Origin of the sequence: Curtobacterium flaccumfaciens pv. betae (genome assembly GCF_026241855.1) — a bacterium.
Classification (GTDB): domain Bacteria; phylum Actinomycetota; class Actinomycetes; order Actinomycetales; family Microbacteriaceae; genus Curtobacterium; species Curtobacterium flaccumfaciens.
Window position 1 is genome coordinate 1,221,090 of record NZ_JAPJDC010000001.1, and the last position, 18,888, is coordinate 1,239,977.

At 69.5% G+C, this 18,888-nt stretch carries 19 protein-coding genes; 7 read left to right on the forward strand and 12 right to left on the reverse strand.

Annotated features, from left to right (window positions below; genetic code table 11):
* Window positions 1-68: 68 nt before the first annotated feature.
* From ORG17_RS05775 to ORG17_RS05785, 3 genes are read right to left on the reverse strand one after another with little or no spacing between them, the layout of a single operon-like run.
* Window positions 69-731 (reverse strand): ABC transporter ATP-binding protein, encoded by a 663-nt coding sequence (locus ORG17_RS05775; RefSeq protein ID WP_214526476.1) that lies wholly within the window; start codon window positions 729-731, stop codon window positions 69-71.
* Window positions 728-2,020, reverse strand: coding sequence for a hypothetical protein (locus ORG17_RS05780; protein WP_214526475.1), 1,293 nt, complete (start codon window positions 2,018-2,020; stop codon window positions 728-730). Before ORG17_RS05780 ends, ORG17_RS05775 begins: the two co-directional genes overlap by 4 nt.
* Complete coding sequence (locus tag ORG17_RS05785) at window positions 2,008-2,772, reverse strand: cupin domain-containing protein (protein WP_214526474.1); 765 nt, start codon at window positions 2,770-2,772, stop codon at window positions 2,008-2,010. Before ORG17_RS05785 ends, ORG17_RS05780 begins: the two co-directional genes overlap by 13 nt.
* A gap of 750 nt (window positions 2,773-3,522) precedes the next feature.
* Between ORG17_RS05785 and ORG17_RS05790 the strand changes: the two genes are divergently transcribed.
* Entirely contained in the window at window positions 3,523-4,362 is an 840-nt protein-coding gene (locus ORG17_RS05790; RefSeq protein WP_214526473.1) for a helix-turn-helix domain-containing protein, read from the forward strand.
* A gap of 253 nt (window positions 4,363-4,615) precedes the next feature.
* Here ORG17_RS05790 and ORG17_RS05795 read toward each other — a convergent pair whose 3' ends face one another.
* The 5 genes from ORG17_RS05795 to ORG17_RS05815 form a co-directional block, all read right to left on the reverse strand.
* A complete protein-coding gene (locus ORG17_RS05795) occupies window positions 4,616-8,461 on the reverse strand; it encodes a TIM-barrel domain-containing protein (RefSeq protein ID WP_214526472.1) in 3,846 nt (1,281 codons plus the stop codon).
* A 329-nt stretch (window positions 8,462-8,790) separates the two neighbouring features.
* Window positions 8,791-10,596: a histidine-type phosphatase gene (locus ORG17_RS05800; RefSeq protein ID WP_214526471.1), complete on the reverse strand. Its 1,806-nt coding sequence runs from the start codon at window positions 10,594-10,596 to the stop codon at window positions 8,791-8,793.
* Window positions 10,597-10,724: 128 nt separating this feature from the next.
* Complete coding sequence (locus ORG17_RS05805) at window positions 10,725-10,910, reverse strand: hypothetical protein (RefSeq protein WP_214526470.1); 186 nt, start codon at window positions 10,908-10,910, stop codon at window positions 10,725-10,727.
* A gap of 89 nt (window positions 10,911-10,999) precedes the next feature.
* The gene (locus ORG17_RS05810; protein ID WP_214526469.1) at window positions 11,000-11,983 is read right to left on the reverse strand and encodes a zinc-binding alcohol dehydrogenase family protein; all 984 of its coding nucleotides are present in this window, start codon (window positions 11,981-11,983) and stop codon (window positions 11,000-11,002) included.
* The gene (locus tag ORG17_RS05815; RefSeq protein WP_111046573.1) at window positions 11,980-12,474 is read right to left on the reverse strand and encodes a MarR family transcriptional regulator; all 495 of its coding nucleotides are present in this window, start codon (window positions 12,472-12,474) and stop codon (window positions 11,980-11,982) included. Before ORG17_RS05815 ends, ORG17_RS05810 begins: the two co-directional genes overlap by 4 nt.
* Before the next feature lie 44 nt (window positions 12,475-12,518).
* Between ORG17_RS05815 and ORG17_RS05820 the strand changes: the two genes are divergently transcribed.
* A complete protein-coding gene (locus ORG17_RS05820) occupies window positions 12,519-12,941 on the forward strand; it encodes an ester cyclase (RefSeq protein WP_110864774.1) in 423 nt (140 codons plus the stop codon).
* A 531-nt stretch (window positions 12,942-13,472) separates the two neighbouring features.
* The gene (locus tag ORG17_RS05825) at window positions 13,473-13,700 is read left to right on the forward strand and encodes a hypothetical protein (RefSeq protein WP_214526468.1); all 228 of its coding nucleotides are present in this window, start codon (window positions 13,473-13,475) and stop codon (window positions 13,698-13,700) included.
* Between the two features lie 179 nt (window positions 13,701-13,879).
* Here the strand turns inward: ORG17_RS05825 and ORG17_RS05830 are convergent, their stop codons facing one another.
* On the reverse strand, window positions 13,880-14,362 hold the full coding sequence (locus tag ORG17_RS05830) for a MarR family winged helix-turn-helix transcriptional regulator (RefSeq protein WP_214526467.1): 483 nt from the start codon (window positions 14,360-14,362) through the stop codon (window positions 13,880-13,882).
* A gap of 55 nt (window positions 14,363-14,417) precedes the next feature.
* Between ORG17_RS05830 and ORG17_RS05835 the strand changes: the two genes are divergently transcribed.
* Together ORG17_RS05835 and ORG17_RS05840 are read left to right on the forward strand one after the other, a co-directional pair.
* Complete coding sequence (locus ORG17_RS05835) at window positions 14,418-15,608, forward strand: FAD-dependent monooxygenase (protein ID WP_214526466.1); 1,191 nt, start codon at window positions 14,418-14,420, stop codon at window positions 15,606-15,608.
* 57 nt (window positions 15,609-15,665) lie between these two features.
* Window positions 15,666-16,004, forward strand: a complete 339-nt coding sequence (locus ORG17_RS05840) for an ASCH domain-containing protein (protein WP_214526465.1) — start codon at window positions 15,666-15,668, stop codon at window positions 16,002-16,004.
* Between the two features lie 33 nt (window positions 16,005-16,037).
* On the opposite strand, the gene ORG17_RS05845 is transcribed toward ORG17_RS05840, so the two are convergent.
* Window positions 16,038-16,472 (reverse strand): winged helix-turn-helix transcriptional regulator, encoded by a 435-nt coding sequence (locus tag ORG17_RS05845; protein ID WP_307859265.1) that lies wholly within the window; start codon window positions 16,470-16,472, stop codon window positions 16,038-16,040.
* A gap of 124 nt (window positions 16,473-16,596) precedes the next feature.
* On the opposite strand from ORG17_RS05845, the gene ORG17_RS05850 reads away from it, so the two are divergent.
* A complete protein-coding gene (locus tag ORG17_RS05850) occupies window positions 16,597-17,250 on the forward strand; it encodes an FMN-dependent NADH-azoreductase (protein ID WP_214526464.1) in 654 nt (217 codons plus the stop codon).
* A 9-nt stretch (window positions 17,251-17,259) separates the two neighbouring features.
* On the opposite strand, the gene ORG17_RS05855 is transcribed toward ORG17_RS05850, so the two are convergent.
* Window positions 17,260-17,970: an SDR family oxidoreductase gene (locus tag ORG17_RS05855; RefSeq protein ID WP_214526463.1), complete on the reverse strand. Its 711-nt coding sequence runs from the start codon at window positions 17,968-17,970 to the stop codon at window positions 17,260-17,262.
* A 55-nt stretch (window positions 17,971-18,025) separates the two neighbouring features.
* Between ORG17_RS05855 and ORG17_RS05860 the strand changes: the two genes are divergently transcribed.
* Window positions 18,026-18,421, forward strand: a complete 396-nt coding sequence (locus ORG17_RS05860) for a MerR family transcriptional regulator (protein WP_027464801.1) — start codon at window positions 18,026-18,028, stop codon at window positions 18,419-18,421.
* 10 nt (window positions 18,422-18,431) lie between these two features.
* Here the strand turns inward: ORG17_RS05860 and ORG17_RS05865 are convergent, their stop codons facing one another.
* Window positions 18,432-18,809: a VOC family protein gene (locus tag ORG17_RS05865; protein WP_214526462.1), complete on the reverse strand. Its 378-nt coding sequence runs from the start codon at window positions 18,807-18,809 to the stop codon at window positions 18,432-18,434.
* Between the last annotated feature and the right edge of the window lie 79 nt (window positions 18,810-18,888).

Sequence of the window (18,888 nt, forward strand, 5' to 3'; positions counted from 1 at the left end):
GGGGATCTGGAGCGCAACCGCTGACGGACTGGAGGCCCGGTGCCAGCTGGCACCGTGCCTCCAGTCCGTCACGTGCCGCGCGCGATGAGCTGCTCGTGTTGTAGCTGCAGTCGACGTCCACATCGCTGTGCAACGCGCTCACTGTGGGTGACGATCACGAACTTGGTTCCCGCTTGCTGCAGCCGATCGAAGAGGGCGAGCACGTCGTCTTCGGTCGTCTCGTCCAGTGCGCCGGTGGGCTCGTCGGCGAGGACGACGGCAGGGCGCTTCGCGATGGCTCGAGCGATCACGACGCGCTGCGCTTCTCCTCCTGACAGTCGTCGCGGGCGCTTGCCAGCGAGGTGGCTGATGCCGACCGCCTCGAGAGCCTCATGTGCTCGGTCGGCCGAGTCAGCGCGAGCGGGAACGCCGAGCCGGACATTGTCGAGCACGCTGCGGTCGCCGAGGAGGCTGTGGTCCTGGGTGACGATGCCGATGTGTCGGAGCCGATGCGCCGCCATCCTGCGTGGGGTGCACTCGAGCACGTGCCCGTCGTGCTCGTAGGTCCCGCCGAAGTCGGTGTCGAGGCCGGCGAGGATGCGGAGCAGCGTGCTCTTGCCCGACCCGCTGCGCCCGGTGATGGCTACTGAGCGATCGTCTTCGCGAAGGTCGAAGTCGAGTCGGTCGAACAGTGCTCGGGTCGATCCGTCGGGCTCGGTGATGGTCTTGGAGACGTCGCGCAGCACGATCATCGTGGGGTACCTCTTCGGCGTTGGGTGGTCAGTTCGATGCGGACGGCTCGTCGACCGAGTGCGCCGTCTGCCACACACCAGAGGAGCAGGGCGGTGCCGGCGCCGAGTCGTGCCATCGCACTGTCGTTGGGGAGCAGCGCGCTGGACGTGAGGAACAGCCCGAGCGCGGCGGTGTACTCGGTCAGGCGGCTTGCGCGGAACAGTCGGTTCGTCGCGTCCGGGCTCCTCCCGAGGAGATGGTGCACCCGCGCCATTGGCGCACGACGGTGATGCAGGAGCCGGTGGAGGAAGGCCGTGATGATGCCCACGCCCGCGGTGAGGATGATGAGCAGCGCAGTGACGAGCACCAGGTTGTCCTGGATGAGCTGGCGGACGAGGGAGAGCTGCACGAGGTAGGTCGGTACTCCGAGCAACGTGTACGACCGGAAGCTGGTGTCGTCTCCGATCGCGTCGAGACGCGCGACGACGTCCCCGAAATCGAGGCTGTGATCGACGGCGAGGTCGGCGTTGAGCACCTGGAACACCAGGCGTCCGAACAGCTCGGGATCCACCCGGTCGAGCGCTGCTCGGTCGAGTCCGGCGAGTGTCGGCGGGTAGGGCACGATGACGGTGTCGTCGAGGTAGTGGTTGGGCTCACCGCGGAAGTACATGGCACTGTCCGGCTCGAGGAAACCGACGACCTCGAGCTCCTGCTCCTGCAGGATGACCGCTCCGGTGAATCGCGCTCCAACCTCGTACACGCCGCGGTACTCGTTGCCGAGCAGCACCGGGATCCGGCCGGATCCCCAGTCGACAGCGCTCCACTCGATCGGCTTGCCGTCCTGCACGGAGAGCCCCGCGAACTCGTACGCGGTCTCGTTGAGCTGGATTGACTTGATGTCCTGGACGCTCCGTCCGGACTCGTCCTGGTACTTCCCGTTGAGCGTGTACTCGGTCCCGTAGCCGACGTCGAAACGGTCGTCGCCGCGGAAGTCCTGGACGGTCACGGGCTGGTCGTACGAGGAGATGAAGTCGAATCCGGGCTCGTCATCGACGCGGTCGACGAACGAGGCGACGTCGTCGAGCGCGTGCTGGTCTCGCCGGATCGCTTCGAAAGCGTCCGGGCCGAGATCGTCGACCACGGTGTAGAGGTCGACGTCGGCATCAGCGGACAGGCCCTGGGCCACGGCCTGCGAGGTGGACTGGGTGAACGACGCCACGTTGTACCAGCAGAGTGCGAGCAGCACGAGCAGGACGATCTTGGCGACGATGATCGTCCAGTTGGACCGGAGGTCGTTCAGCAGTTCCATCGTCGGGTTCCCTGCAAGAACGAAGCGACGGACACGGCAAGCACGACGGTTCCGACCGCGACGACTGCGGTGGTGACGTCGAGGTCGAGGATGGTGGTCTGCCTCACGACTGCCGCGCCCGCGAGCGCTGTCGTACAGGCGGCGGTGCCGATCACAGCGACTCTGGCGGCCGCGCTGCGAAGGGAGTTCAGCGGTCGGATCCCGGTGGTGAAGCGGACGGCGGCAGCGCGGAGTTCCCATCGTCCAGCTTGCAGCCCGGCGACCACGGCGATGAGCACGACGACGAGGGAGCCGAGCGCGACCAGGATGGGCGACACGGCGTCGACGTTCGTCCTGCGGTTCGTGCCGTCGTCGATGATCTCGACGCTCCTGCCGGGGAACTGTGCGCGGTAGTGGTGGGCGCTGCTCGGGCCGTCGAGGAGCAGTCGTTGTGGTGATGCCGAGAACCGGGTCGGATCAGCGAGGACCACATCGTCGGACAGCAGGCTGTCGGCCCGGATGCCGAGTCGCCCCACCACGTTGTACGGCTTGCCTTCGACGGCGATGTCATCGCCGCGGAGGGCAACGTCAGCGCCGGCGAGGGCTTCGCCGGGGTGCCCGGTCAGTGCGTGGCCGTCGTGCAGTGGGACGTCTGTCCACTGTCCGGACAGGACCACGACGGAGCGGACGTCACCGTCCAGACCCACGAACACCTTCGTCCCCGGTTCGAACGCGCTCCGAGCACGCATGAGTTCGTCGATCGTCGCGGTCACCCACGCGCTCTGGCCGGAGCGAAGATCGTTGCCCTCCGCGGCAACGACACGTCGGCGAGCGTCGAACACCCCGATCAAGACCGTCAACAGCATTGCCAGCAGGAGCAGGCCTGCGATTGCTGTGATCTGTTGCTTCGTCACGTCTTCTCCTCACGGCAGCAGCGGGTGCGAGCCGTCGGCTCGCACCCGCTGCGATGTGTCCCAGAGTCAGCGATGATCCTGCTGCCGCGCTCGAGCCGAGCACTGCTGTAGTCCTCGTGTACAGCCGTTAACATGTCAGACCGGGAGCTCGTTGTCGAGGAAGCGTGTCGTCAGCGGCGACCGAGCTGCGAGCGCAGGACGGAGCGGTGTCCGTTGATCGTCTTCCGCTCCGATGCACCGCGGTGGTTCACCGCGAACACCGTCATCTCGGTCTCTGCACCATCGACGGTTCCGGTGCTTTCCGACCATCCGCCGACGACTCCCTGGCTCCCGGTCTCGCCCTGCGCATGCGCGGGGATCGCGCCGAGGAACACTGTCCCGCCCACGGCTACTGCGGCGAAGCCCGCAGCAACTCGCCGAGTCCGCTGACCGATCCTGTTCATCAATTGCCCCTTCTCGAATACTGACGTACAACCGTTAACATGTCAGACCGGGAGCTCCTTGTCGAGGAAGTGTGTCATCAGTAGCGACCGAGCTGCGAGCGCGGGACGGAGCGGTGTCCGTTTAGGATCGGCGCATGGTCGGATCTCACTGCCGGCACGGGTCCCCTTGACGGCCAACGCCTCGCTGCTCGGCAGCTACCTCCGTGCGCGACGAGCGGCGCTCAGCCCGTCCGATGTCGGCCTTCCCGCGGACAACCGACGCCGCGTCCAGGGCCTCCGCCGGACCGAGGTCGCGCAGCTCGCCGGCATCAGCACGGAGTACTACGTGCGGCTGGAGCAGGGCCGGGAGCACGTGCCCTCGGCCCAGGTGATCGCGGCCCTGGCACGCGCCCTGCGACTGGACGCCGACGGCGCGGCGTACCTCAGGAGCGTGGCGGAACCTGCACCGGCACCGGCTGCCACGGCGCGCGGCCGGCAGCCGAGCGGCGACGAACTCCGACGGCTCGTGCGCCGTTGGGACGGCACCCCGGTCTTCGTCGCCGATCGGAACCTCGACATCGTCGCGTCGAACGCACTGTGCGAAGCGATCGGCGGCGGCGTCCTCAGCCGTGGGCAGAACCGGATCGAGTACGTGTTCTCCGAGGCCTGCCGCGCGAAGTACCCGGTCGAGGAATGGCGTGCACGGGCCGCGCAGATCGTCGCCGTCTTCCGGCTCAGCGCCGACCCCGGCGACGACCGGATGCGCGAGGTGCTCAGGGGGCTGATGACGCGCTCTGCCGAGTTCGCGGACCTCTGGGAACGGCACGACGTGGCGATCCTGACCAACGGCACGTTCGTCCAGGACGTGCCGCCGTTCGGGCGGCTCGACTTCGAGTGGGAGCTCCTCGTCGTCCCGGGGACGGACGGACTGACGATCACGCCACTGTTCCCCTCCTCGCCCGAGAGTGTTGCAGCGGTCGCGTTCCTCCAGGCGCAGACGCAGGTGACTCCTCCGTCGCCATCCTGACGTCGATCAACGGCAGAGCGGACGCGGCCCACGCGAGCGAGCGGGTGATGCCCGCCGCCGCAGCCGCAGCCGCATCGCGGTCCGGCGATTGGGGATCTGCAGCGCGACCACGGACGGACGGGAGGCCCGGTGCCAGCTGGCCACGTCCCTCCAGGCACGGCCGTCACCCCGCTGGCGCGGTGCGCCGGTACCGGCTGGTGGGGCCCACCTCCCGTCCGTCATCCGCCCGTGACGGGTGACCGCTCAGGCGGGCTCAGGCACGCGCGCGGCGGCGCCGGCTCCGCAGCGTCCACACGAGTCCACCGGCCGCGAGCAGTGCCGCCGCCAACAGCCCGAGGGGGAGCAGGTTCGCGCCCGTCCAGGCCAGTGCGCCGCCCGGGGCGCTGCCCGCATCCGCGCCGCCGTTGCCCGGCGCTGCCGCGCCCGGTGCACCGGATCCGCTGTCACCCGGCGTCGGAGCGCCGCTGCCCGGCGTGCCCGCACCCGGCGACGTGGTCGGCACCGGAGCAGCCGCAGCCACCACGGTGAAAGCAGCCCGAGCCAGGGCCACACCGTCGACCGACGCGGTGACGGTCACCCGACCGGACGCGGTGCCCGGCACCCGCAGGTCGGTCGAGAACGCACCACTCGCGTCGGTGTGCGCGGTGGCACCACCGATGCGTGGCGCGGTCGCCAGAGCCACGTCGGTGTCCGCCGGGAACCCGGCGCCGGTCACGGTCTGCGTGTCGCCCGCGTCCACCCGAGGCGACTCGACCCGCAGGACCGGGGTCGCCGCGGCCTTGCTGCTGAAGGCGACGACCGTGCGCTTCGTCACGGACCGTTCGTCGACCGGCACGCTGATGGTGCGCGTGGTGGCGTCGTAGGTCCAGGCGGTGTCCGCGATCACCCGGTCGTCGATGGTGACGGTGCGGGGGCGGTCAGCGTTCGTGAACGTCGCCGTCCACGAGCGGTCCCGCACCTGGCCGGCGAAGGAACCGTCGGCGGGGGCGATGGCGAGCGAGCCGCCGGTCGCCTGCTGCGTGTAGCGGACGGCGGTGGAGGCGCTGCCCGCCGCGGCCTTCGCGGACGCTGTCGCCGTGGTCATCGCGCTCGACTTCGCGGCGCCGTTCGCAGCGCTGTCCTCGCCGGCGTCTTCGTGCAGGTCGAACGAACCGTTCGCTCCGGTCGCCACCGTCAGGGTGACGGCGTCGAGCGGTGCGGCGTCGTTCCCGACCTGCTCCGAGCGGGTGGGGACGATGCCGCCGCTCTTCACGAACACCGGCATGCTGTTCAGGTCGGTCGTCACGTCGGCGGTGGTGCCTCCGGCGTGCGTCTCACCGGTGAACCAGTCGGTCCACGAGCTGCCGGCCGGGAACCAGACGGAGCGGGTCGCCTTGCCGGAGTCGTCGTTCGCGGTGGTGACCGGGGCGACGAGCACGTCCGGGCCGTACAGGTACTCCGAGCCGGCCTGGGCGTAGGACTCCTGCGCCTCGGGGTACTGCAGGTAGAGCGGCTGCAGGATCGGGGTGCCCGTCTCGGTCGCCTGGGCGGCGAGCGTGTAGGTCAGGGGGACCAGGGCCTCGCGGAGGTTCAGGAACCGCTTCGCCGACGCCTCGGCAGCGGCCGGGTACTGCCACGGCAGTCGGTCGCTGTGGTTGCTGTGCAGACGGTCGATCGGCTGGAAGGTGCCGAGCTGCACCCAGCGGGCGTAGAGGTCCTCGGGCAGCTGGGTCGTGCCCTCCTCGGCGCCCTCGATGCCGTACTGCGCACCGTTGTGGCCACCGATGTCGTGGCTGACCGAGGCCAGGCCGGTCGCGGCGGACTCACCGGGGGTGTAGCCGACCTCGGCGAGGAGCATGTCCCACGACGACGTGGTGTCGCCGGTGAAGTGCACGGTCGTGCGCTTGTCCGCCCACGGGCCGGTCGGGACCGCCTGCGGGTTGCCGTAGCCACCGGCCGTCAGCGAGCCGTACGCCCGCGAGAACGCGAGCCCCCGGCCGCCGAGCGCCTGGTCCGTGTACTTCGCGTACTGCTGGTTGATGAACGCGTCGGGGGTGACGCCGTTCGCGGAGTACTTCGAGTTCTCGCTGCAGCACCAGTCGAGCCACCACATGTCGACGCCCTTCGGCTGCAGCGAGGTGTGCAGGTCGAAGTAGGCCTTCAGCTGGTCGGGGTCGGACCAGTCGAACAGGTACCGGTCGCCGTCGCCCTTGGTGAGCTTGCCCTTCGCGGTGGCCTGGGCCTTCGCGAACTGCGGGTCCTGGCTCGAGATCGACGGGTGGATGTTGAGGGTGTTGTGGATGCCCTCGGCGTGCCAGTCGGCGAGCAGACTGGTCATGTCCGGGATCCGGGACGGGTCGACCGACCAGCCGTTCCACTTGCTGTCGCCCTGGTTGGTAGGGCTGCCGATCTTGTAGTCGGTGTCGATCGCCATGACGTCGACGGGGACGTCCTCGTCGTCGATCTGCTTCGCGATCGCCAGGTAGTCGGCCTGCGAGCGGTCGTAGTACTCGGAGTACCAGACGCCGTACGCCCAGCGGGGGAGCAGCTTCGTCGGACCGGTCAGGACGGCGAGCTCCTGCAGGGCGTGACGGTAGTCGCTGCCGTACCCGAAGACGTAGCCGTCCTGGTAGCGCTCGCCGCCGTGGTCGCCGGCGGGGGTGACGGTGTCGGTCGCCTGGTCGTACAGCGCCGAGGCGCTGTCGTCGAGGAGCGACCAGCCGTCCTGGTAGAGCAGACCCGGGTTCGTCTTCACCGATCCGTTGGCGGTGTCGAGGTCGCGTCGGTACCCGCCGAGCGGTGCATGTGCGGCGAGGACCGGCGACGCGGTGTCGACCACGGCGACGGTGTCGAAGTTCACGTTGCAGTTGTCCGCCACGGTCGGGCACCCGATCACGACGTCGTTCGTGCCAGCGGCCAGGTGCACCGGCACGGTGGCGGTGTTCCAGTAGTCCCAGCCGCTCGTCTTCGGGAGCGGCGCAGTGGTCGACTGCTGACCGGTCGGGGCCGCGGTGAGCGTCGGCGCCCCGGCGGAGCCGTTGGCGTAGCGGACCTGCAGGGCGTAGTCGCCCGCGGCCGGCACCCCGGTGACGTGGGTCGTCAGCTGCGCCCCGGCACGCTCGAACCCGGCGACGAAGCCGTCCCCGGCGAAGCCGTTGTGGTTCGTGGCGGTCGTCGCCGGAGCGGTGCGTGCCGAGTCCTCGGCCTGGCACACGGTGCCGAACGCGCAGTCCTCGCCGGTGATCGTGGTCGACGGTGCCGGGTAGGCGGCGCCGGTGCGGACCAGGGCCAGGCTGTCGACGTTCACCCGGCCGGAGTCGTCCGCGGTGCGTTCGATGCGCACGCGGTGCTCGCCCGCCGTCAGGTCGAGCGTCGTGGCAGCGGTGGTCTTCCAGTCGTCCCAGTTCGCGCCGGGTGCGAGCCGGATCGTCTTCGCGGCACCGCCGTCGACCCTCACGCTGAGGGTGCGGGTGGCGACCTGGCCGTCGCCGCCCTGCGAGTTCGCGTAGCGCAGGGCGAGGTCGTACGAGCCGGCACGTGCCGCCGTGGTCGTGAAGGTCATCGCGTTGCCGACGGACTCGAAGCCCGCGGCGAACCCGGCCCCGGTGAAGCCCGCGTGGTCCGTCGCGAGGGACAGGCCGGTGAGCCCGAGCGTCTCGGCCTCGCAGAGCGACCCGATCGTGCACGAGGGGGTCGGCGTCGACACCCACGGCGTGCCGGTGACCCGCTGCCCGGACGCCGTGGTCACTGTGGTCTGCAGAGTGTCCTGCGTGAAGGCCCCCGAGCCCTCCTTGTACCGGACGGTCATCGCGCCCGTGTCGAGGGTCAGCCAGCCGTCCCGCTCGGTCTTCGTGAACGTCGTGGGTGCGAAGTCGTCGCGGCCGATGACGTTGAAGGTGCTGCCGTCGGTGAACTGCGAGTCACCCGCGTACTCGGTGCGGATCAGGGTGGGGGAGAGCACCTCGAACCGGGCCTGGCCCGAGACGACGGTGCGGTCGGCTGCGGGGTCCGCGGCGGCAGGGATCGCGGCGATCCCGAGCATGCCGAGGGCGGTCGCAGCGACGATGCCCGACGACAGCGCACGGCGCAGCCCTCGGGATCGGAAGGAGATGGGGCGCAAGTGGGTGCTCCTCGTGGACGTCGTCGTCCATCGGGCCGTGCAACGGCCGTGACCAGCGGGCCGTCCCTGCGGCGGCCCGTTTACAACGCTGTAAACCATACGACCAGGACGGCTTCCGAGGAAGGGGCAGCCGGGGGTCGGCGCGTTTCGCGGCGTGCGCCGCTCCGGTGAGCGGCGTGGTCGCGTCGTGCGCGGCCGTGGGCTCGAGCCGCTGACGGACTGGAGGCCCGGTGCCAGCTGGCGCCGTGCCTCCAGTCGTCCGTCACCCCGCTGACGCGGGGCGCCGGTACCGGCTGGTCATGTCGAGAAGCCGCGACTCCGCGTCGGTGTCACTCGGTGTGACGACGCCGGCGACGCAGCACCAGGGTCCCGGCACCGGCCATCAGGAGCAGTGTCGCGAGCAACGCCGGTCCGACAGGCGACTCCGCTCCGGTCGCGGCCAGCGTTCCCGTCGCCGTCGCCGGGGTCGTCGGTGTGCCGGCACCCTGGGTCGCCGGTGTCACGGTCGGGGTCGGCGCGGGCTCCGCGGTGGGCGTCGCGGTCGGTTCTGGCGTGGCTGCAGCGATCAGCGGGCTCTCGGTCATCGCCGTGCCGGTCAGGCAGTGCTTGAGCTCGGTCTCCTTCACCCAGTGCGACCCTGCGGCGACTGCACGGCAACCGGAGGCGAACGCGATCTCCCGCTCGTTGTAGAGCATGCGCACGAGCGGCGTGTAGGTCGCTCCGGTAGCGGGGTCGATGCCCGCTCGCGACACGACGTCCCACTGCACGTTCGCCGCCATCGGCGTCACCTCGGAGCCTCGCCACGGGTTGGTGGCGTCGTCGTAGACGTCGGCATCCGATGCCGGAGCAGCGTTGTCGGGCGCGGCGACGGTGGAACCCGGCAGACGCAGCAGCGCTGCGAACGGGATGATCGTCTCGGCGTGCGCGAAGCGGAAGGTCGCGACCACGTCACCACCAGCGACGCGGGCGTCGATCGTGGCGAAGAAGTCGTCGAGCAGGGGCTCGGCGATCGAGTAGGTCTCGTCGTGCCCAGCGAGGCTCGGGCCCTTCTCGTAGAAGTCCTCGGCGTCGAGCAGGTACGCGAACCACTCGGCATCCGCCGGCCGGCCAGCGAAGTACTGGGCGAAGTCGAACGCGTGCGGAGCGACGTTCTCCTGTTGCATGTCCGCCGCGATGATGTACAGGTTGTACAGCGACATCGCCGCGTCGACGGTGCTCTTGATCGACTTCTTCGGATCGCCGCAGGCATCGGGATCGGCCTTCGTGTCGGCACCGGGCGCACACGCTACCGCGCCGCCCTTGGAACCATCGGCGGTGTTGTACCAGGTGTGTGCCTTGTCCGTGCCGATCGCGGCGATGAACCCGGGCGTGAAGATGCCGGAGAGCAGGTCCTGCGCCGCCTCGACCGAGCGCGGCTTCGCCTCGATGTACTGCAAGGCTGCGGCGATCGTGCCGCCGTCACCGGTCTGCGCGGCGACGTAGTCCTCGTACGCCTGGGCGCGCTGGCGCTCGGGCGACCCTTCGGCCTTCTCGGTGCCGTCCGGGTTCTCGACGTCGTGGAAGTAGAGCAGATCAGGCCGCGGTTCGAGCTTGACGCCCGCGGCCCCGAAGCCCCGCAAGAAGTTCTCGCCCGACTCCGTGGCGCGAGACTCACCCGACGTCTCGGCGACCACTCGCCCGCCCGTCTTCGCCGCAGCTGCGAACAGCTGCTTGTTGCGCTGCGCGGCTCGCGCTCCGATGCCCTGGTGCTGGGCGGCACCCTGACCGGTGAGCATGCCGTAGCCGTTCGCGACGTTCGCCGCGGTGATGGCATCGAGGTTCGCGGAGAACTCCTTCCCGATCTCCGGCGTCAGGAACCCGTTCTCGGCCTGCGCGGTCGCGGCGAGACGGTGCAGCAGCGCGTCGTACTTGTACGCGGAGAGCCCCCGGGATCCGTGGCGGGCGACCGACTCCGTGGCGACGGGTGCGTAGCCCGTCGGTGCCGGCGAGTAGGCGTCGATGTCCGACTGGCTGGGGGCGATGTACGGCTGCTTGCTGCTGGTGAAGCTGGCCTCGGCGGCGTGCGCCGGTGCTCCGAGCATCAGCGAGGCGAGGGCAGCGACGGCGATGCAGGACAGCGCGGTGCGGGTGTTCATGGGTCCTCCGGTATCGGGACCCTCGGGCGGCGGTCCGACAAGCAGAGGTAGCGGCAGCGGGTGAACAGCCCTTGACCTGGGGGTGACCGGACGGTGCTGCCGGGCACGGCGGCGCGCGTGGGACCTGCCTAGCGGTGCCCGGATCGTCGGGTCAGCTTCGAGCTGACGACGCCGTAGAGCAGCCAGGCGACGACCACGACGAGTGCGACCGTGCCGTACATCGCCGGCAGGGCGCCCTGCACCAAGAACGGCACGAGCAAGAGACTGACCAGGCCGAGGACGGCCAAGGTGATCTTGTAGCTGCGAGGAGACATCAGACCTTCCTTCCTTGCACTGGCTGGCGCCCTTGTCGAGGACGAACGGGTTCCACCCCGAGAGCGGGGTTCCGGAGAGCCCGTACCCATCATCGGATGGTGACGACGAGCTTGCCTGACCGGGTCCCGTCCTCCATGTCGCGGTGGGCCTGCACGATCCCCTCGAGCGGGTACACCTTCGCGATCGGGACCTGCACGGTGCCGGCTGCGACGGTGTCGAGGAACGCCTGCAGCACCGATGCCGGCAGGTCGCTCGCTTCGCCGGAGTACGCGGTGAGGCGCACCCCGTTGGGGATCACCGCCATCGGGTAGAAGTCGGGGATGGTCCAGACGTCGGAGAGCATCCCGCTGAACGACACGGTGCCGTGGACGGCTGTCGCCCGGAGCGTGTCGGGCAGCGTGTCGGTGCCGATCAACTCGACCGCTCCGTTGACGCCGTCCGGCACGATTCGACGGACCGTCTCGGCGATCCTGCCCGAGTCCACCACGACGTGGTCCGCACCAGTGGTGTGCAGTCGCTCCGTGCGGTCCGGGTTGCGAGTGGTGGCAATGACGGTCATGCCCTGCTGCTTCGCCAGCACGATGCACGCCAGGCCGATCGACGACGTGCCACCGCGGATCAGGATCGTGTCGCCCCGGCGGGCACCGACGCCCACGGTGAGCGAACCGTGTGCGGTCTGCAGCATCTCGGGGACGGCGCCGAGCAGGGACCAGTCGAGGCTGCTCCGGAACGGCACGACGCTGCTGGCCGGAACGACGGTGTACTCGGCGTAGCCCCCGTCGAAGTCGCGACCCATCCCGCCCATCAGCCCGGCCACTTGGGTACCGGCGGGGAACTCTCCACCTGGGGCTGCCTCCACGGTCCCGACGGCTTCGATCCCGGGCACCCGTGGGAAGGTCCCGAAATGGCCCATGCCGCGGCGGAAGTGCAGCTCGGACCGGTTGAGCCCGAACGCTTCCACACGGATCAGCACCTGGCCCGGGCCTGGGATCGGGATCGGCAGCTCACGGAGGTGCAACACGTCGGGGCCACCGGGTGCGTCGATCACGACGGCCCGCATGGTCGCCGTCATCGCCTTGCCTCCAACGTCGACTGCAGGCGCTCGAGTGCCGCGATGCCGTCTGCGATCGCCGTGGCATCGGCATCCGAGAGCACGGCGTCCAGCGCTTGGTCGAACCGCTCGTCCGCGAGGGCGAAGGCGTCTCTCCCCTGGGGTGAGAGCACACTGCGGACACTGCGCCGATCGTCCGGGTCCGTCGAACGCTCGAGGAAACCATCGGCGGCGAGCCGGTCGAGCAAGCGACTGGCTGCAGCGATCGACGTCCCGACGCCGGTCGCGACGTCCTGCACCCGGGCGCCCGATGGGGCCGCCTGGACGATCCGCAACACTTCCAGTCGGGCCAGGCTCAGCACACCCTCGCCCCGCATCCGCTTCTCGACCGCGTTCCACACGTCGGTCTCGTGCCGCACCAGCGCGGCGAAGTACTCGTGCAGACGCGCCGCTCGCCCGGTCCGGTCATCCGCGGCGTCGATTCCAGGGAGGGGGGCGAGTTCCGTGCTCATGCTTCGACTCTACGGCATCTACTTGCTATGTAAAGTAGTTGCCCATGACCACAGACACACGCCTCTCGTTCCTGCGATTCGTCGACTTCATCAACAGCGCCGACCCGTCCATCGGTGAGACGGTCATCGCACCGGAGGCGGCGTTCTTGACGCCGTTCTCGCCCGAGCCGCTGCGCGGGCTGCCGGGGTACCTGCAAATCCTGACGATCATGCGGGGCGCGTTCTCTGACATCCAGTGGAGCATCGACCGGATCGTCGTCGAGGGCGACACGGTCGCAGCACGTTTCGAACTCCGCGGCACGCACGACGGCGAGTTCCTCGGTGTCCCCGCTACGGGGAGGACGGTGGTCGCGAACGCGAGCAACTTCTACCGTTTCGACGAGGGACTGATCGTCGACGAGGTCGGTCAGCCGGACGTGCTCAGCATCCTCGGGCAGATCGGGGCGCTCCCGCCGGCACTCGGCTGAACGGTCACCGTTGAACGCCCTCGAGAGCCCACCCGTTGTCGCAGATGCGCATCGGGGGAGTGAGCGACCTGGAACCGTGGATGCTGCTCGGGTTCGGCGAGGACATGCGCTGATCGCTACGGTGATGCGCGCTCAGCCTCGGGCGGCAGCGGCGTCCGTTGGCAAGGTGCATGGATGCAGACCGAGGACGATTGGCAGATCGCCACCCGAGCTCCGTCACCGACGCTGTTCGCGGTGTCACTCGAGACCAGCGGGCCGAGTGGCCCGGGGATCCTGCGGCTGTTCGGCCCAGACCTCAACACAAAAGGGCAGCGAGCTCGAACCTGGCTCGCTCGCGGCGAAACGAAAGGAGTTCGCCGAGTTCTCCAGTCGAGACCGCACCGAGGTCGAGTGATCGGGCGTGACCCGCGGTCGTCGTCGAGGAGGTCCGGAGCGCAGCCGGCGACGGACCGGGGTGGCCGCCACATCCGGGCACGGACGTCACTTCGCCAGCGCGCGCGGATCGCGGAGAGTCGAGAGTTAGATGGACGCATGTTCCCTCGCATTCCGCCTCGTGTGTTCGGCCTTGCGTTCGGCCTCGGGGCTCTGGTCGCGGGGCTCGTGATGGCGCTCCTCGGTGCGGGCGTCCAGTACGTCGGGCTCGTGGCCGGAGGGCTGGTCATCGCGACGATGGGGTTGCTGGCTGCGAGCGTCGGAGCGATCGGCTTCGCACTCCACGGGTCTGCCCGTTCCGAGCGTGACCGGACGAAGCGAACCTGAGTCGCTGGCAGGCTCGTTCGGCGGTTGATCCGTTACCGAACGGCGATCGTCCTGAGTGGTGAGCACATCGCCACGACGACGGCGCCGGTGAACAAGGCAGTTCGCACGACGCGTCCCTGTCCTGGTGGCCGATCGGCCAACGAGACCCCCGGTGGTCGGCCGGGCAACCGCGATGGCGTCTATCCGCGGAGCCGGTCCGCGGCGTCCGACGCGGCATCGACCATGCGGCGGATGAACGCGGCGTGGTGCTCGAGCTCCGCTGCAGGTACCTGTTGCAGGGCGGCAGCGATCTCGGCGGTCGACCGCTCCGTGAACGCCCGCGCGCGTTCCCGTGCCGCCGGTGTCGGACGGAGCGTCACCCGGCGCCGGTCGGTGTGCTCGCGGCTGCGTGTGAGCAGGCCCGCCGCTTCCAAGCGGTTCAGCAGCACCGTCACGGAGCCGGAGGTCATACCGATCCTCTGCCCGAGTCGTGCCGGCGACAGCGGGTCCCCGGACGAGTCGGCCCAGAGCACCTGTCCGAGGGCGTTCGCATCCGTGGTCGGCAGGTCGAGCCACGAGGACATCAGCTGGTTGAGTTCGGCGAACGCCACGGCCCACGTCTGGAGCGCTTCCATCGCCTCGACCTGGGGTGCGTTCCACTCCATCTCGAACACGTCGTCCATCAGATTCCTTTACTGTGTAGTATCTTTATTGTAAAGCTCACAACGGAGGAACACCATGGCAAACCGCACCGCTGTCATCTCAGGAGCCAGTATTGCTGGCCTCTCGACCGCCTACTGGCTCCGACGGACCGGATGGGACGTGACCGTCATCGAACGCGCCGCTGCGTTCCGTGACGGCGGACAGAACGTCGACGTCCGAGGCGTCGCGCGCGACGTGCTTCGCAAGATGGGCTTGTTCGACGCCGTGAAGGCACGGAACACCACCGAGACGGGCACCGTCCTCGTCGACGGGCGCGGGGCCGTCACTGCCGAACTCCCCTCCGACGGGGCTGGCGGTGCGACCGCGGAACTCGAGATCCTGCGCGGCGACCTCGCTCGGACGATCCTCGACAGCCTGCCGGCCGGCGTCTCCTTCATCTACGGGGACACCGTGTCGGACGTCGCCGACGACGCTGCGGGAGTCACCGTGACGACCGCGAAGGGGCAGTGCCTGAGCGCGGACCTGTTCGTCATCGCCGAGGGTGTGCGGTCCCGGACTCGTGGCATGGTCTTCGATGAGGACGACGTCGACCAGCGTGACCTCGACGTCACCATGGTGTTCGGGACCATCCCGCGGACCGACGGCGATGACGACCGTTGGCGGTGGCACAACGCCGTTCGCGGACGCCAAGTCCACCTGCGACCCGACCCGTACGGCACCACCCGCGCGATCCTCGCCTACTCTCCCGGGGACGACGTCATCGGCCTGACTCGTGAGCAGACACTCGCGGCGGTGCGGCGCAGGTACGACGGAGTCGGGTGGGAGGCGCCGCGGGTCCTGGACGCGCTCGACACGTCCCCGGACGTCTACATCGACCAGCTCCAGCAGATCCGGATGCGGACCTGGCACCGCGGCCACGTCGTGATGGCCGGTGACGCCGGATGGTGCGTCACGCCGATGGGTGGCGGCGGTGCCTCACTCGCGCTCACCGCCGGGTACGTCCTGGCCGCAGAGCTCGCAGACGCGACGAAGGACCAGGCGGCAGCGCTGACTGCTTACGAGACATGGATGCGCCCGCTGGTCGATGATGTGCAGGACCTCCCTCGTGGGCTCAAGGCTCTGGCGTACCCGCAGTCCCGACTCGCGCTCGCGCTCCGCGGGCTCCTGAACAAGGTGTTGATGTCACGGCCGCTCCGACCTGTCGCCATGAAGCTCACCCAGGTCGCCGAGACCGATCGCGAGTTGCCGGTCCTCCTCGATCGCTGAGTCCTCAGCGCGGGACGGGGCGCGCTCACCGCGCGTGACGTGCGGCAAGCTGGGAGCATGTCCGACACAGCCTCAGGGACCGTCCACTTCCACCAGAAGCACCACGAAGCGATCATCAGCGGCGAGAAGGTCACCACCGTCCGGTGGAACGAGTCTGTGCAGGTCGGCGCGGCGACGTTCGTCTTCGACGATCACCCGACCGCCGAACCAGTGGCTGGCACGATCACCGCCGTGCACCGGTACCGGCTCGACACCCTCACGGCAGAACAGGCGCATCAGCCGCCGGAGACGGACATGCGGCGCTTCGGCCAGCAGCTCCGTGAGAACTACTACCCCGAGATGCCGGACGATGCGATCGTCGAGGTGGCCGAACTCACGACCAGGCCGTCCCGGTAGTCGGTCGCCTGTCGCGCGCGAGCGCCGCCGTCGTCATCGATCTCGGGCGTCACCGTCGCCGTCGAAGACCTGCCGGTTGCCGGCCATCACCTGCTGGTGTTCCCGTACCCAGTCGGCGAGGGCGAGCGCCACGTACTGCAGCGACCGTCCGAGGTTGGTGAGCTCGTACTCGACGCGGGGCGGCACCTCGGCGTGGACCGTCCGCGAGACGAGCCCGTCGCGCTCGAGTGCGCGCAGCGTCACGGTCAGCATTCGGCGTGAGATGCCGGGGATGACCTCGGAGAGCTCGGTGAACCGCCGCCGCTCGTCGCCGAGCACCCCGATCACCAACAGCGTCCACTTGTCGCCCATCCGGGACAGCAGCGACCGGAAGAGTTCCGGGTCCTCGCTCGTGCACAGCTCGGCCATCGTGGGCATCGACTGGTGGAGCCGGGCCTGCAACGTCTCCAGCGCGGTCTGGTCCGGCATGGTGTCTCCCGTGGTTACTGCCGGGTAACAGGGGATCGTTTGCGGTAACGGGAACCCGGCGGGCAGGGTTACCCATCGTAACCGAAGCCCGGGTCGTCGACCCGGGAACGATCGAAGGAGTGTCATGACCCTGTTCCGCCTGGACGCCAGCATCCGCACCGACGGCTCCACCAGCCGAGCACTCGGCGACATCGTCGAGACCGAGTGGAGTGCCGTGCATGCGGGCTCCGAGGTGACCCGCCGTCACGTCGGCACCGATCCCGTGCCCGCCGACAGCTGGGCGAACGCCGTCGCCGCCTCCGCGACGCCCGAGTTCGAGCGCACGGCGGCCCAGGTCGCCGCGGTCGCCCTGGCCGCCGAGCTGACCGACGAGCTCGCCGATGCCGACGCGCTGCTGTTCGCCGTGCCGCTCTACAACTTCGGCGTCTCGCAGCACTTCAAGTCCTACGTCGACCTCGTCCTGACCGACCCGCGGATGGCACCCGGCGCCGTGCCCGCGACCGCGGGCAAGCCGGCCGTCCTCGTGACGGTGCAGGGCGGCAACTACTCCGCCGGCACACCCAGGGAGGGCTGGGACCACGCCACGGCTTGGATGCGCCGCATCCTGGAGGACGTCTGGCAGCTCGACCTCGACGTGGTGACGCGTGAGTTCACGCTCGTCGGGGTGAACCCCGCCCTCGACCAGTTCACGGAGCTGGCCGACGAGCTGCGGGTCCGTGCCGAAGAGCAGGCAGCACGACACGGCCGCACGCTGGCGGCCGTGCCGAAGGCTGCGTGAAGCCGGCTCCTACGACGCGAGCATCTGCGCCACCACGGCGTACAGCTCCTCGGGGCGGCCGGCGAGCATCTGCTTGATCAACGCGGTCTGCTCGTCGACGACGACCTCGTAGTCGTCGCGCTCGACCCCGTCCAGGGTCGCGCGCGCCACGTCCGCCGGGTCGGTCTTGGCCATCGAGATCCCCGCGGTCATGTCGGTGTCGGCCACTCCGAGGTGCACGGACATCACCGTGGTTCCTTGGCCGGCCAGCTCGTGACGCAACGCGTTGCCCATGTTCCACAGGGCGGCCTTCGACACCGCGTAGGCGGAGGCTCCGGGCATCGCGAGCCACGAGGCACCCGAGGCGATGTTCACGATGCCCCCACCGCCGTTCGCCGCCAGGACCGGCGCGAACGCACGGATCACGGACAGGGTGCCCCAGACGTTCGTGTCCATGTCGGCGTGCGCTGCGTCCAGATCGCCCAGCAGGGTCGCCGTGGTCGCGATCCCGGCGTTGTTGACCAGGAGATCGACGTCGGCGGCGACCGCGGCGGCCGCTGCGACCGACGCGGGGGAGGTGATGTCGAGGGCGAGGCGCTCGACGCCCTCGAGGTCGATCAGTTCGGGGCGTCGGGCGGTGGCGTAGACCTTCGCCCCGCGTGCGATCAGCTGCGCGGCGAGGTGGCGACCGATACCGCGGTTCGTGCCGGTGACGAGGGCAGTGGCTCCAGAGAGGTTCATGCCGCTACGGTAGAACCTGACGTTGACGTGAGAATCAAGCCCGAGGGACAGAACGATGCGGATCGGTGAACTCGCAGAACGGGCCGGCGTCAGCGTCCGGTCGCTGCGGTACTACGAGGAACAGGGCCTCCTCGAGTCCGAGCGGACCACGGGCGGACACCGGGAGTACCGCGAGCCCGATGTCGCGCGGGTGCGCTTCATGCAGATGCTCTACGCGGCGGGCATGCCGAGTCGTCGGATCGTCGAGATCCTGCCCTTCCTCGACACCGGGGTCGCGACGCGGACGATGCTCGACCACTTCGACGAGGAGAGCGATCGCATCCGACGCCAGATCGAGGCCCTCGGTGCCACCCACGACCGCCTCGCGCGGCTCCGCGACATCGCGGCGGAGTCCGTCGCGGGGCGGCCGCCGGAGGAGTGCCGCTCGTCGGCGAACGCCGCCGCCGCCTGAGCAACGCGGTCTAGCCGGCGGCGGCGGGCCTGCTGAACAGGTTGACGACGTTGCCGTCCGGGTCGCGGACCAGTGCGGAGCGGTTGCCCCACGGCATCGTGGTCGGTTCGAGGACGACGTCGTCGCTGCTGAGCTGCAGTCCGGCGAACTCGCCGTCGACGTCGGCGACCTCGAACTCGATGAGCACGGAACGGTTCGTCGCGGGCGTCAGCGCGCCGCCGAGCATGGCGACCGTGGCGGTGCTGGCGATCGCGAGGGTCCCACCCGTGCCGCTGAACTGCGCGAAGACCGGTGCGGGGCGCTCGGCCGGCTGGCGGGTGATCCGCTCGTAGAAGGCGACCATGCCTTCGAGGTCGTCGGTGATGATGCGGACGGATGCGAACGACATGGGGTTCCTCACGGTGGTGCTGCTGACTCGGAGCGACCAGCATCTCCGGCCGTCGCGACACCGTCCTGTCGGTGTTTCC